We start from the raw sequence: 13,911 nt of genomic DNA, 5'->3' as shown, positions 1-13,911 counted from the left end.
AGAACCTGTGCTCTTACATTCAAAGCTCGATTCAGGACCAGCAAAGACCCGAAGGCGTACAGCTCTACCAAGACAATTAATAAGACACGCATCGTCCGGGGTCTTGAAGCTACTGAAGCAAGCCATCTTTCAAGGGAAGCTGCTTGGGCTTCACTTTGGCGAAGCGCCGGGCCCTTAAAACCCCGGCGGTATTTTTATTAATCAATCACTGTTCCAGATTAGCAACTTGCTGATATATAGCAAATAGTGTTTTATTGAACGAATTATTGTGACAAACGAACATGGAGTTATTCGCTTTTCAGCGTAGTGTCATATCCAAAAAATTATTGCATAAAGGTATGCTTGAACAAGCCGTGCGAATCAGTAAACAAGATCTTGAGTCGAGAGATATTTAGTGACAAAAAATCGGACAAGACTTGATTTTCAAGCTTGTCCGATTCGGTAACCCTACTAGGCGCACTAACCGCACCCCGTGCGAAGTCGAGCCCCTCTTAAATGACATCTTATTACAGGTTAAACGCTTGAATAAGGAAGACCAGCTTAACCTTTTAGAAAAGCTTGCACTGTTAATTCGTAAATCTGAACACAAGGAAAATAAAACAAAGTTAACTTCTATATCTGGCGTAGGTTCTTCTCTATGGAGCAATACCGGTATTGACGGATATATCGACCAGGAAAGACAGTGGTAATAATGCTGATTTTTATCAAAAGCGTATTTTTCTGGATACTGCTCCGCTAATCTATTTCATCGAAGGCCATTCAACTTACCAGGATAAATTAATGGCGTATTTTACTTCGAATGATAATGGAGATTTTACTTTCATTACCTCTTCCATTGCGCTTTTAGAAGTTTTGGTTAAACCTTTAAAGGAGGGCAAATCAAAACTCGTTACCCAGTATAAAATTCGCTTTTTGTAGGTTTGCAGAAAATATATTAAAATTCCTTTTTTATGAGGGCAATTTTACCTTAATTTTAGGTGATATGAGACATACTAACAAGCTAATTTTATTAACTGCGATTTGTGCAATAACAGTTAATGCGTTTTCTGTGCATGCTCAACAAAATAATGATATAAATAGAATTACTCAACGTGATGGCAGGCATGACTTCGATTTTGAAATAGGCACCTGGAAGACAGCGTTAAAACGTTTACAGGAGCCTCTGACAGGTTCATCGTCATGGGTCGAATACAGCGGTACCACTGTGGTCAGGAAGGTTTGGAACGGTCGTGCCAACCTGGTCGAGCTCGATGTGACAGGTCCTTCAGGACATATTGAAGCGTTAAGCTTGCGCCTATATAATATAGTAGCCCATCAATGGAGCTTGAATTTTTCCGGTAGCGGCAGTGGCGTTATGAGCCAACCGACAATAGGGCAATTCCAAAATGGACGAGGAGAATTCTACGATCAGGAAACATATAATGGCAGAGCAATCTTAGTCCGGTTTATAATATCTGATATCACAGCCAACTCTTGTCACTTTGAGCAAGCCTTTTCTGCTGACGGCGGCAAAACATGGGAAGTAAACTGGGTGGCAACAGATACAAGAGTAAGATAATAGCTGGCAGCCGGAGCAATGGTAAGCTCCTTAGCCGCCAAATTATTGTCCACAAAGTTTGCTATTGAAGACCATTCTGCTAGCGTAACTAAATCATTATAACTACTTTTATATCAACCTGGTAATACGCCGTTAAGGTCCTTTTTATATACCAATGCAAATCGTTTTATCATGAAAAGAAATAATTTTATTACTTCCGTGCTAATGTTTGCGGCGATGCCGTTAACATCCCTTGCTATTGATGTAAAAAGATTATTGCGCATAAACAAGGGCTTTAAAATAAACGCGGGAGAAGGCCGCATACATGGCCATATTAAATTAAAAGGGGTCAATTCCAACATATTGGATGTAAAAATATCCGGCAGTGATACCGATGGTGACCTGGCCATTTTTGAGCAAACAAGTTTATCGCAGGGCCGGGGTACACCGCTGCATGTCCATCTTTTGCAGGATGAAATATTTTACGTTTTAGATGGCGCCTACTATTTCCAGGTTGGCAAAGACAAGTTTCATTTACGTACAGGAGAAAGTATTTTTTTACCCCGCAATGTACCTCATGCCTGGACCCAAGTATCCGAAAAAGGAAAAATGACGGTTACATTGCAGCCGGCCGGTAAACTTGAAGAATTTTTTGTAACCATGCAGGCTTTAGATCATGAGCCAACAGAACAGGAACTTGCCAAAATTTTTAACGATCATGACATGCAAATTGTAGGTCCTCCCTTAAAACTGGATTAAAATTCATAGCGTTTCAGTGTACCATTAGAAGCACCGGGTAAGGTGCTCCGTCACTTGGCGTCTTTGTAGGCCTCCTCTTAGAATAATCTTTAGTGTTTCCGATAAACAGGGATTGTCCTGTAAATAAGCAAAGTAGCATTTTTCGGAGTATTCCCGAGGTAGACTAAACCAATAGGATCGTCATCGTATTTGTCGTCACAATTACATATTAGCCGGGGTCTGGGCGAAACTCAGGCTTTTAACTGGTGTTCAATATTCATCAGCAACTTATAAAAGGCATGGTATATTTTTCGTAATTGGGCAGGGTTATTAATGCCCTCGTCAATGTTTAGTTCCAGATAGGCATGTTGTTTGTCATTCTCATCTGTATCAACATAAATTCCGCAGTCAAAGCTTTCAAGCGTGGAAAAAACTTTTTGTATATCAGCATCCGCAAATACATGCCGAACCTTTTCCTTATTGTCGGTTTTAATAACGAGGTGTTTATCCAGGTTTGGATAGCCAATTTCCACATCCTGCATGCCAAAAAATTTACCAACCTGGTCGATAAAACTTTTATCATGTATGGCGAATTTAAAGGTATTTTTATGTGACAGAATCGCACTCAGCTGGGTTAATGCCGAGCTGGCTTCAAAGCCTCCGCCCAAATCGATGCCAATATATAATTTGATCTGCTTTTTTCCCTGTTTTATGAGCAAGTTATAATCAAATATATCTTCCTGGAGGATGGACGCTACACCAACCCACACTTGCTGTTCGGTATTGCCTGAAACGATCTTTGTATCTTCCATAAATTTAATAACAGATTAAACAAGCTTATGTTTAACTAATTGGCCAGTACGCGTTTAAACTAAGTACAAACTGAACTATCTTTTTTCGGTAAGCCCCTTTTCATTCACTGGAAAGATATGCCAGAATGTAGCCACTTCGCCACGATGGAGCAACCGGAGCTTTTTTCGCCGATTTTAAGGAATTTGCCGCTGGCTTTGACATTCATCGCCAGGTGAATTATCGGCACTTCAACAAAAAACAGCCAGTGCTGCGGGGATGATATACACTAAGACAGTAGAGGCTGCGTTAAAAATATATCAGTTATTTCAACCAACACCACTACTATTTCTACCGGTGTTTCTATTGTTTATTGATAAAAAAATAAAGCTTATGGAAACGGCCAAGTGTTTCTGATGAATCTTTCATGATCCTATTGTCTGTTTTAAATTTTATACAGCAAAATTAAATCCAGGTTATGACAGCAGTGTGTCAGAGGTGGTATTTTTCTTTTATTATAAATGAAATTATTTTGCCAACAAACCTATTGTCATTATCAGATTATACAGCCATTACTAGAAATGATCCGTATAGTTCTTTTACAGAAATAGCTGATCTATGGCGGCCGCAGTGTTTCATTATGCTGATCCAACCGTTGCAAAAAGCGCGAAAAAATTTAAAGTTCAAGTGTAAGTTCCCTCGATATTTAAAAATAGCTTCAGCAAATTTCTATTTGTTTTTAAAGACATGGTTATACAAGTTGACCTCTGCCCCGTTGGCCATTCCTTTCATTAATGCCAGGATCTCTGGAGAATAATTGCCCAGTAAGTCTAATCTCTTTATTTTCCAATCCACCTTGTATTTATTCATCACCGGTGCAAAAGCCTGCGCGTGTTTAATTAATTCACTCTCGTTGGCATAAGATTCCAATAAGAGGATGGTCAAAGTCTCCGGGTCATAATGACATTCATGGATTAACACTCCGGCTCCTTCACGAGGCACAACGATTTTCGCTTCTGCCATGAATTGTTCAAGTTTTTCCCAGTCATTGGGATTAACAGTCGCGGACATGGTAAGCCGCAAAGTTGATTGTTCTAACATGTTAAGTTTATTTAATTTTTTATCCGCTAACTCAGCAGCGTAGCTGGCTAAATAAGTTGACAGGCATTTATAGCTGTTCTTACTTATTTCATAATCTAAAGATAGGATGGCTTCTAAAAAGAAGTTTTGTTAAGATTGTCAAATATGCTTTGTTGAAAATGCCATTTTAAACAACGTATAATTATATGTGACAATTACAGCAAAGTTAAATTGACAATCTCAACAAAACAGGAGACTTGAAATGAAAGTAATTTTGGTAAAAAATTATTTAAATGAAAGCTATAATATTGAAAGAGGTGGGCGGGCCGGAAAACCTGGTTCCCGCAGAGGTTCCTGTACCATCAATTAAAGATAATGAAGTGTTGATCCGTGTAAAAGCGATCAGTATAAATCCTGTAGATGCCTATGTTCGTAGAAACCAGGCAGCATTGGATATGATCTATGCCCGAACAGGCAATGAAGAAAATATCATCCTGGGATGGGACGTTGCCGGTGTTGTAACTGAAGCGGGAGAAAGTGTGACAAAATTTAAAATCGGAGATGAAGTCTTTGGTAACTTCAAGTTCATAGGCCAAGCGAATGCCTATGCAGAATTCGTTGCGGCACCCGAAGATGAAATGCTGTTGAAACCATCTAACGTAAGTTTTGAGGAAGCCGCCGGAGCAACAATGGCTGCTTTAACCGCATGGGTATCATTGGTGAGCTTTGCGCAAGTAAAAAATGGGGATAAGGTCATTATTTATGGGGCATCCGGCGGGGTTGGGCATTACGCGGTACAACTGGCCAAGCATTTTGGTGCCTATGTCATCGGGGTTGCCTCTGGTGACAACAGAGAGTTTGTTTTGGGCCTTGGAGCAGATGAGTTTATCGATTATAAAACGCAGGCCGTTGAAGATCTTATTAGCGATGCTGATATCGTACATGATGCCGTGTGGATAGAATCAGAAACAGGCAGTACAGAGAACACTCACCTGGGCCGTTCAATTAAAACGCTCAAGAACGGCGGTAAACTATCCAGCATCGTCATATATCCGGATCAGGAATTTACCGACAAGGCAAAAGAAGAAAGAAATGTAATCGTCAAAAGAGTTAACGTAACTCCTAATGCGAATTATCTGGAAGATCTTGGAAATATCGCCCGCTTACTATCTTCAGGTGAAATTAAAACCCATGTGTCGCAAGTGCTGCCTCTGGCGGATATGGCTAAAGCCCATGATGTGATCCAGAGCAAAAATACGGTTGGTAAAATAATTCTCGTGCCATAATTACCACACGATAATGCCAGCTGATCTTGCCCTACCTGGGTATACTTAACACTATAATTCAGTACAAGATTAGCTGGCTTTAACGACGATCTAATATGCTACCCTTAGGAATATCACCACTTAAATAAAATGTATTTTTGTATTTGCAATATGCGTATCGTAAACAAACTTTATAACCATCATGGCCAAACAAAATTTCAGTAGATTTACGGATCTTGTGTGGACGGTTACAGAAGAGGGGATTTATAAGGATGACCTTAGCCTTGACTTTCATTCGTTTGTCAGGATCATTTCCGGTGAAATGAAAGTAATTCAGGCAGATAGATCTTATACTTTTGGATCGGGCAGTATGTTGCTCTTTCCGAGAAATCAATTGTCGAATGTTATTAAGCAACCTAAAGATGGCAGGCCTTATAAGGCGCTTGTTTTTGGGTTAACACTTGAGCGCTTAAAGGTATATTACACCAGGCAAAAAGCGCTGCTAACCTCAGCTCCGGACTATACGGTGAGAGTATTGAGTGATCAGCCATTGCTGGAAAGCTTTTTTGCTTCTGTGACGCCTTATTTTGATCTTCAACACAAATTACCGGAAAGTATTGCGGTGCTAAAATTAGAAGAGGCCGTGTCTATTCTGCGTTTTATTGAGCCTGGCATAGATAGCGTACTGGCTGACTTTTCAGAACCCGGAAAGATCAACCTGGTCGATTTTATGGAAAAGCATTATAAATTCAACATGCCACTTAAAAAATTCGCCTATCTTACCGGACGCAGTCTTTCCACCTTTATTAGGGATTTTAAAAAAGCTTTCAAAATAACGCCGCAGCGTTGGTTGATTCGAAAGCGGCTGGAATTAGCTCACCTTCAGCTTGCCGGACGAGGAAAGAAAGCTGTGGATGTTTACCTGGAGACTGGATTTGAAAACCTTTCTCATTTCTCTTTTGCTTTTAAAAAACAATTTGGCTATTCACCGACAGAAATTATGGGAAAGCTTAGATAAGGCGCAAATGGGTTTTGCATCGAAGCATGAAAGTAATCTATATAATCAACGCTGCTCTTCAGGTTTTGAATAACTGAATACATTTGTGCTCATTTGGGCGTAAAAAGGTTTAGCCTTCTGGATAACCCTTAACACCTTGTCGTTATGCGGGTTAATATGATGGATGCCTCATTGGCATTAGCGAGCCAGGGTATGTTTGTCCTTAGCAATGAATTAGCCGACGATAAACTGATAATCGGGGCAATTTCACCTGAAATTACTTTTTTCGTTTCTGTAGTTTTAATTCCAATCCTGCTCCTTCATTGCCCGCCAATACAGCTCTTGATGAGTCGTTTTTGTGGATCATTGGCTAAATGATCTGAAAAACAAGAATTAAGGTTGGTTTGAGGATACTTATTCGCACTAAATGAAAAACAAAGCGTAATAGCACTACAGAAAATTTATTGCAGGCTCCACGCTTGAAACTTTTCAGAGAAAGGCGTGGTTATTTCGCTTCAAACCCAATAAACCCATCGGACTTATAAAAGGTGCCGGCATCGTCAACTGCCGTCTTAAAATATGAAACTGCATGCAGCTTATGTTTCGGCAAAAAATTAGGGTTTATCATCAAAGCCATCATTAAAAAAATCTTTCAAGCTGATATCCAGAGCTTTCAGGACTTTAAGTAAAGAAGAAAACTTCAAATCCTCCCCATTCTCATAACGCCAGATCTGGGTACGGTTGAGATCTTTTTTAAAAGCGAACTTTTCGTAACTGGTCTCGCCCTGAGCCTCCCGTACAGCACGCAACCTGTTGCCTAACTTTTTTAATAACAGCGTAATGTATTCGCTTTCCTCATCGAATTTATCAGTTGACATAAAGTAAATTAAATCAATCCGATGCTCGAAAAGTACCGCTTATAAGATACATCTTATATGATACATCTTATATGATACACCTAATAAGAAACAAATCCGATATTTTATTTAGCTTTGTGTCAGGCTGCACCAATGGATGTAAACAGGATTTTACGGACACCAATCCATGAACTTGACTTGAGCAAAAGTTTTTGCGAAGGATGCAAATTAATGGAATTTGAAACTTTAGAGGATATTTGTTTTATCCTTCCGGAAGAACTAATCAGGAAGAACGGCTTCAGCTATACCTGGCTTGCGGAGCTTATCGAATACCTCGAAAAAAACAAGTTGCTATACTTATTACAGCCAATACCGGGAAAAAATTACGGTTGATCCGGGCGATCATCTTTTGAAGCAGGTCACGAATGCGGGTAGCAGAGTGAAGGTCGATACTGTAAAATTCTTTACTGAGACTTTTAGCAGAAACCAATGGCTGCCGCGTCGTTTTAAAATGGTCACAAAAAAATTGAAAAATCGAAGATAAGCTTTGTGTTCCAAAAACATCTTCCTCATACAATAGTTTAATCAAGCAGGCCAGATAGGCTACGGATAAATTTAGTGTCAGTTTCTCATCGTTGTTATTTTTTATACCGCCATTTGCTTTTTCAAGCAACAGGGTCACTCTTATCTGTTCATTTAGCCAGTCCCCAATCATCCGTTTCACAGATGGCCAGGACGGCGCATATGCTATTTGCTGTTCAGGAGTCGCCATTAGTTCTGCGCGTTGCTTCCAGAGACATTTTAAGGACAGCCCGCCTGTTTCCGATTGGCTTGCATTTTCGATCAGGCGGCGTTGTAAATAATTAAAAAAGGCTAAATTATTATAGTTGATCCGGATCAGAAAGGCGACCAGGGATCCTTCGATATCCGGCGACCGCCAGGATAAACCGGCTAATTCAGTAACGGCTGCAGCCACATAGTCGAGCGAACGAAAAGTATAGCGTAAATTGACTTGATTAGCGCTAATTTCTTTCAGCCAGGTCTTGATACAAATGGTCAACGCCGGGCTTAATCGCCCCCCGTTTAAAGCAGCAGTGATCAAACTGATGTCGCCCGCAAGTTGCCCGATCAGCCGATCGCGATAGACCGCCGGCGCATGGCTGTCCAGCTGCAAATATTCTGCATAATAGGTCCGCAGGTGATCAATCAGGGAAAGCAGCCATTCCCGGGCTTCATGCTGATTTTTTAAAAAGCACTGAAGGGTATCGGCAATTTCCGTGATACCCTTCAGTTGATAACAAAAATAAGGGACCAGACCATCCTTGGGCATGCCGGAAAGAACTGCGTCGAGCCATGCATCCTGAACCTGCCTGCATATGGTAACAGTATCAGGATCAGGCAGGCCCGATCCCGCAAGCACGGAATGATTTGCAGTCAGGCAGTCGAGTCGGTGTAGTTCATTTCGCAACATCGCTTTAAATAATTGTCTGTATAACCAGGAATTGGTTATCTCTTAAAAATGTGGGTACTTGTAATGCTCGTTAAACTGGAACTAGGCGTATCAGTATCAGACATTCTGTTGTTTTTGCCTGCCGCTTTAAATTCGTTAAGCGTCTGGGTTCTTTTTTGCGGAAGTTTGTTTGATCTTATCATTTTGATTTTTTTTTATTAAATTAAGGTTAATATTAAAGCCATAGATATTTATTACATATTAGCGGCAATTCGCAAGTAAAAAACCTATTTTAGGTATGAATTCAATAACAACTGTATTAAAAATTATTAATAGTAAAACAACCTTCATTACGATAATATGCTGGATAATATTTATTTCTTATGAATTGGGAATAGTTTATTTCGTACAGGGAAAAATAGAAGAACCATTCGTCTATCTTATATATTACCCAATCAACATTGCCTTTTTTTACAGTTGTGTCAGTATATTAAAGTTCACTTTCAACGGTCCAAGGATAAAATATATCAGCGGCCCCCTATTTATTTTAGTCATAATTATTCTATATTTATTGGTTAAGGGGCTCGCTGATTTCATTTTAGATAGTGAAAGTATTGCAGGTAAAAGTTCACTGATTTATTTTCAAGGATTTTTTCAAAGGAATATATACAGAGGGCTGTATTTTGCGGTCCTTGCCACATTTTACTGGTCAGCCGGTCATATCGGGCATTTTCGCAGACAAGCATCGGCCGCCGAAAGGCAGAAATTAATTATTGAGAAAGAAAAAGCGGAACTGGAAAACCTGCTCACTAAGTCAAAAAATGCTTACCTCCAGCAGCAACTGAGTCCGCACATGCTGTTCAACACCCTTAATTTCGTTTACAATAGCGTTCAACGTTACTCGGAAGACGCGGCGCGGTCCATTTTTCTGTTATCCGAGATCATGCGTTTCAGTTTGAAGGGAACCGCCTCCGACGAACAAGTCCTTTTAGAGGACGAAGCCGATCAGATCGAAAACCTCCTGGAGATTAACCGCTATCGTTTTAAAGATCCGGTTTATATCGATATTTCGATGGAAGGAAACTTCCACGGCTATAAGATTATTCCGCTTATCCTGCTCACACTGACTGAAAATGTCTTTAAACACGGCAACCTCCTGGAAGAAACCCAACCGGCTACTATACGATTGACCGTCGACGATCAGCGTAAGTTGACCTATAGCAGTAGCAATTTAAAAAAATCAAAGAACGGAAACCAGCGTGGTCAGCACCTGGGTTTGCAGAATATCCGGATCCGGCTGGATTCCGTATATCCGGAAAACTATCAACTGGATATTCGCGATACCGGCAATTTATTTGAATTATCCTTAACTTTAAATTTATGAGCCTCAGCTGTTATATCATTGATGACGAACGACACGCCATCGACGTTCTGACCAGGTATATCGAAAATACACCGGACCTGGAGTTATCGGGTACTGCGACAAACCCGCTTCTGGGTATAGCGGAAATCACCAGCGGCCAGCCTCCCGCAATCACCTTTCTCGACATTGACATGCCGAAACTGAACGGCCTCGAGGTCGCGGACCTTTTAAGTGCTGTCACCAGGATCATTTTCACCACGGCATTCCGGGAACATGCGCCGGAGGCTTATGAGAAAGATGCGGCGGATTACCTATTGAAACCGGTTACTTATGAGCGGTTTCTTAAAAGCGTCGTTAAAGTCCGGAAAACGTTAGCTGTTCCAAAAAACAGCGACCCGGCATACGCTCCGTATTTTTTTGTCAAAAGCGGCATCAAAGGGAAATTCACCCAGGTTACCCTTGCTGAAATTCGCTATATCGAGAATATCGGAAATTACATTTATATCCATACCGATAAAGAAAAAATAGCCGCCTACCTGACGCTGGCTGAGATATTAAACCATTTACCGGAGGAAGATTTTTCCCGGATCCATCAGTCCTTTATCGTCAGCCACCGATGTATTCAATCACTGGAGTACAGCCAGGTGAGGCTTTCCGAACAATTATCCCTGCCGGTGGGTGCCACATTCCGGCAGGGATTTCGCCTCAAATTCCGGGACACCATACTGGTCAGCAAACGGGAAGCCCAGCCGGATAAAGACTAAGCTTTTATTATCCTCCGGGCAATGCGGGAAGTCAGGTACTTGTCCAGATAATAATAGACTAACATTTCCTGCTGACGATGCTGAACGGTAAAAGTCCGGTTAAGCTGCATATGCACGGCATCCGCCAGCAAGGCGATCTTCTCCGTAATGGGATATTCCCGGGTTAACTTCGCCAGGTTGCGGACTTTTCCGAGCATGAGTTCCATTAGCTGCGGCTCTTCGATGTCACTCCATAAGGTTGCCATGACCGGCCTCCATTGGCGGTACTGCTGATCGAGTGCTACCCTGAGTTTTTTATCAGCCTTAAACTCATTCAAAAAACCTGCGCTCACGTCCCTGGTAAAACCCAGCATCTCCCCTTCCACCCCGTTAAAAAAGGCATGAATCATCCTTTCGGCGGTGAACAAACCAAATTGAAAATTATCCCGGGCCATTGTTCCGGCCGCAACCTCCTGCACATACCAGGCAGCCAGTTCGCTGCCGCAGTGGAAAAGGTCCTCTACATCAGCGATGAGTAAGGCACTGTATCTTTCCATTTCCCGCTCGTAGGTATCTACCTGGAAATTTCTGATCATTTTATCGTATCCGCCCGCTGACATCCTTTTGTGGAGTTCCGGCAAGATCTTCGCCAGGTCTGTCTCTTCGGCATATAGCCTTACCCGCAGGTGATACCCGCCTTGCGTATAGCGGATAAAGAACCATTTTTTGATCCAGCCCCCATAATCCTTCAGCAATGGGAGGAATACTTTCGTTAATATAATATCAGCCACCCTTGACGAACAAAAAACCTTGAGGTACAGCCAGTCGCTACCGGCCATGAACCGGCGGGGTATATCGGCCGGCATATTCATATTTTGATGACGAATCCCGTTGTAAATTTGATCCGGGTGCGAGAGAAAGGCAATGAATTGTCCGGCCAGCGGCTTGTTTCCCGACATGACGGATCGGTCCGGGTACAGGTATTCCCTGATGATCACCTTTTTCAATCCCCGGATACATTCCAGGAAAAAGGTGGCTTCAGCGGCCACCGCCAGGTCAAATACCAGCTGCTGGTCGGTTGCCCCCAGACTGATATGTCGTGGCAGGTGGTGGAAACGCCTGAACTCGTTCAGCAATAACAATGCCTCTGCCTGGCTGACGGTAAAAAGCATATCGAGCTCTGTAGCTGTAAACGTCCACCTGGCCAGGCTGATCACCACCTCACGGGTGCAAACCCTGGGATAATAAGCTATTTCCGGAAAATAAACTTCCAGATCGAATGAAAATAAAGTATTTATGCTCTGATATTGCAGGTCACCTAATAAACGGAATACAGGCAGGGCGTGATGCCGGAAATTATAGGCGGTAGCCAGCCGTGGAATCACGCGTTTGCCCAGCCGGATCGATTCCAGGATCAGTTCACCGTTTTGTACAGAAACGAGGAGATCAGCCGGCGGTATCTGCATGGCCACCGGCTGAACAGAAACCACATTGACAGGAATCTCGTAGTCATAGACCGGCTTCCGGCGGTTGATGTTATCGGTATGGGTGTCCGACAGCTGACCGATATCCGCAAACACCACGTCGGGATTTGCGGCAGCTTCCGTAACCGCCAATTCCCTGCTCAAGTGATGCACCGCTTCACTAAAGCAGGAAAAACGGCCGATCAGCGCAGTGGCGGTCACGCCTCCTGCATACTCCATCAACAGATGTTCGCCGGTGTTGCGGTACATCAGGGCCTGGGTCTGCGCAAGCGTCTGCCCGGTCATAGATTTGTTTTTAAGTTCATTGATATCCTCTTCCCTAATAACCAGCGGCGACCAGGGGTCGCGGAGACTGTCCCCCATCCAGCGCCGAAAGAGCAACTGGTGAACCGGGCTCCATTCCAGGAGCGTGCCGGGCCTGATGTCTTCAGGAAAGCTGATGCTATGGAATGGGTCGTTATCCGGCTCAGGTGCCAGCAAATTCCCATAAGTGATACCCGTATCGGTATCCAGCGCCAGTAACAAGGGGATTTTTTCCTGATCATAGCGTGCGGTAAACTCGCTGATAAAAGCAGCCAGGTCTTCCGGCTGCTGCACGGAACTTAACAGGGACAACACCTCCACGGCCCCCAGAAGCTTGTCCTGATCGGTCACTGCCGGCCCGCCTGACTCCACCCTTTTTTCTACCGCCGCATAAAAGAATTGGGAAAGACCTGCCGTATATGCCGGTGGCAGCATGCCGGCCAGTTCCGCCGAGGCATCAGTCAGGGGAAAAAGATTTGTCAGGCTGCACGCCTCGTGCCTGTCCCAGTATTGCCGCCACTCCGCAAATGGTGTGCTTATACCGTTCCGGTGATCTGAGCGGATAACATTACCGGCGCGGCTGGTCAACAACACTTGTTCCTGAATTAAAAACGCCAGATAATCCTGTGCGTCTGCTAATGTGCACTCCCCGTGCCGGCAGATCCACGCCAGGGCACTTTCCTCATTGATATCACCGGTACCGATCATGGCAACTAATCCCGCATTGAAACCGGCCGCTTCCATAGCTTCCAGGGTAAATGTATACCGGCCATCTGGCTGAACTGCCGATTTAACATAACGAAAGACGTCCTGACTAAGATAAAGGCAGGGATTAACCACCAGCCTGTCGTTGAAATATTCCCTGGGAGCAAGGTGATTGACCCTTTCCATCAGCTGCTGATCAGGCAACAGGTGCAGCGTGCCGCCGGACGCGGCCGGCAGCCTTACGGGGTCACCTGCCCCCCACTGCAGCAAACTGAAAGACGCGAAACTTCCAAATGGTGTCGGCCGGAAGCAGATCCGGTTATAATACTTGAGCAGGGTATGCTGCTGCCTGGGCGCCAGCCGCTCGTAACTGAAATTGTTTTTTTCCAGGACCCGGTAAAAGCCGGGACTCGCCAGCCATATGGCATTAAGAAAGTCCTGTTGCCGGAGCACGGCGGGCAGCCTGTTCAGGTCATACCCTGTGAAACTATAATGCGGCGCTCTTAAAAACAGCGCAGGCAAAAATTTATAATCTTTAATATCAGCCATTTAACATTCAATTATGGGGTATACTACCCTTTTCATACTGTTTTTGCATTC

Annotated in this window: 12 protein-coding genes; 7 read left to right on the top strand and 5 right to left on the bottom strand. The window is 43.3% G+C overall.

The window, feature by feature from the left end:
* Positions 1-654: 654 nt before the first annotated feature.
* From AC1DRQ_RS00120 to AC1DRQ_RS00110, 3 genes are all read left to right on the top strand, one after another.
* Positions 655-918 carry a type II toxin-antitoxin system VapC family toxin gene (locus tag AC1DRQ_RS00120; protein ID WP_429401636.1) on the top strand — a complete coding sequence of 88 codons (264 nt, stop codon included), beginning with the start codon at positions 655-657 and terminating at the stop codon, positions 916-918.
* A gap of 64 nt (positions 919-982) precedes the next feature.
* Positions 983-1,558 (top strand): hypothetical protein, encoded by a 576-nt coding sequence (locus AC1DRQ_RS00115; RefSeq protein WP_429401638.1) that lies wholly within the window; start codon positions 983-985, stop codon positions 1,556-1,558.
* A 171-nt stretch (positions 1,559-1,729) separates the two neighbouring features.
* Positions 1,730-2,296 (top strand): cupin domain-containing protein, encoded by a 567-nt coding sequence (locus tag AC1DRQ_RS00110; protein WP_429401639.1) that lies wholly within the window; start codon positions 1,730-1,732, stop codon positions 2,294-2,296.
* 230 nt (positions 2,297-2,526) lie between these two features.
* On the opposite strand, the gene AC1DRQ_RS00105 is transcribed toward AC1DRQ_RS00110, so the two are convergent.
* Positions 2,527-3,087 carry a hypothetical protein gene (locus AC1DRQ_RS00105; protein ID WP_477421472.1) on the bottom strand — a complete coding sequence of 187 codons (561 nt, stop codon included), beginning with the start codon at positions 3,085-3,087 and terminating at the stop codon, positions 2,527-2,529.
* 706 nt (positions 3,088-3,793) lie between these two features.
* Positions 3,794-4,165, bottom strand: coding sequence for a hypothetical protein (locus AC1DRQ_RS00100; RefSeq protein WP_477421470.1), 372 nt, complete (start codon positions 4,163-4,165; stop codon positions 3,794-3,796).
* Positions 4,166-4,437: 272 nt separating this feature from the next.
* On the opposite strand from AC1DRQ_RS00100, the gene AC1DRQ_RS00095 reads away from it, so the two are divergent.
* Positions 4,438-5,430 (top strand): NADP-dependent oxidoreductase, encoded by a 993-nt coding sequence (locus AC1DRQ_RS00095; protein WP_477421468.1) that lies wholly within the window; start codon positions 4,438-4,440, stop codon positions 5,428-5,430.
* A 181-nt stretch (positions 5,431-5,611) separates the two neighbouring features.
* Positions 5,612-6,427, top strand: coding sequence for a helix-turn-helix domain-containing protein (locus AC1DRQ_RS00090; protein WP_477421466.1), 816 nt, complete (start codon positions 5,612-5,614; stop codon positions 6,425-6,427).
* Between the two features lie 593 nt (positions 6,428-7,020).
* On the opposite strand, the gene AC1DRQ_RS00085 is transcribed toward AC1DRQ_RS00090, so the two are convergent.
* Together AC1DRQ_RS00085 and AC1DRQ_RS00080 are read right to left on the bottom strand one after the other, a co-directional pair.
* Entirely contained in the window at positions 7,021-7,284 is a 264-nt protein-coding gene (locus AC1DRQ_RS00085) for a helix-turn-helix domain-containing protein (RefSeq protein ID WP_477421464.1), read from the bottom strand.
* A gap of 301 nt (positions 7,285-7,585) precedes the next feature.
* Positions 7,586-8,734: a hypothetical protein gene (locus AC1DRQ_RS00080; RefSeq protein WP_477421462.1), complete on the bottom strand. Its 1,149-nt coding sequence runs from the start codon at positions 8,732-8,734 to the stop codon at positions 7,586-7,588.
* A 550-nt stretch (positions 8,735-9,284) separates the two neighbouring features.
* On the opposite strand from AC1DRQ_RS00080, the gene AC1DRQ_RS00075 reads away from it, so the two are divergent.
* Positions 9,285-10,097: a sensor histidine kinase gene (locus AC1DRQ_RS00075; RefSeq protein WP_477421460.1), complete on the top strand. Its 813-nt coding sequence runs from the start codon at positions 9,285-9,287 to the stop codon at positions 10,095-10,097.
* A complete protein-coding gene (locus tag AC1DRQ_RS00070; RefSeq protein ID WP_477421458.1) occupies positions 10,094-10,840 on the top strand; it encodes a LytR/AlgR family response regulator transcription factor in 747 nt (248 codons plus the stop codon). Before AC1DRQ_RS00075 ends, AC1DRQ_RS00070 begins: the two co-directional genes overlap by 4 nt.
* Here the strand turns inward: AC1DRQ_RS00070 and AC1DRQ_RS00065 are convergent.
* Positions 10,837-13,860: a thiopeptide-type bacteriocin biosynthesis protein gene (locus AC1DRQ_RS00065; protein ID WP_477421456.1), complete on the bottom strand. Its 3,024-nt coding sequence runs from the start codon at positions 13,858-13,860 to the stop codon at positions 10,837-10,839. The genes AC1DRQ_RS00070 and AC1DRQ_RS00065 overlap by 4 nt on opposite strands.
* Between the last annotated feature and the right edge of the window lie 51 nt (positions 13,861-13,911).

It is taken from the genome of Mucilaginibacter sp. P4_E8, assembly GCF_056401495.1.
Note: the sequence above shows the minus strand (reverse complement) of the source record. Positions and strands in the feature narration are given on the sequence as shown.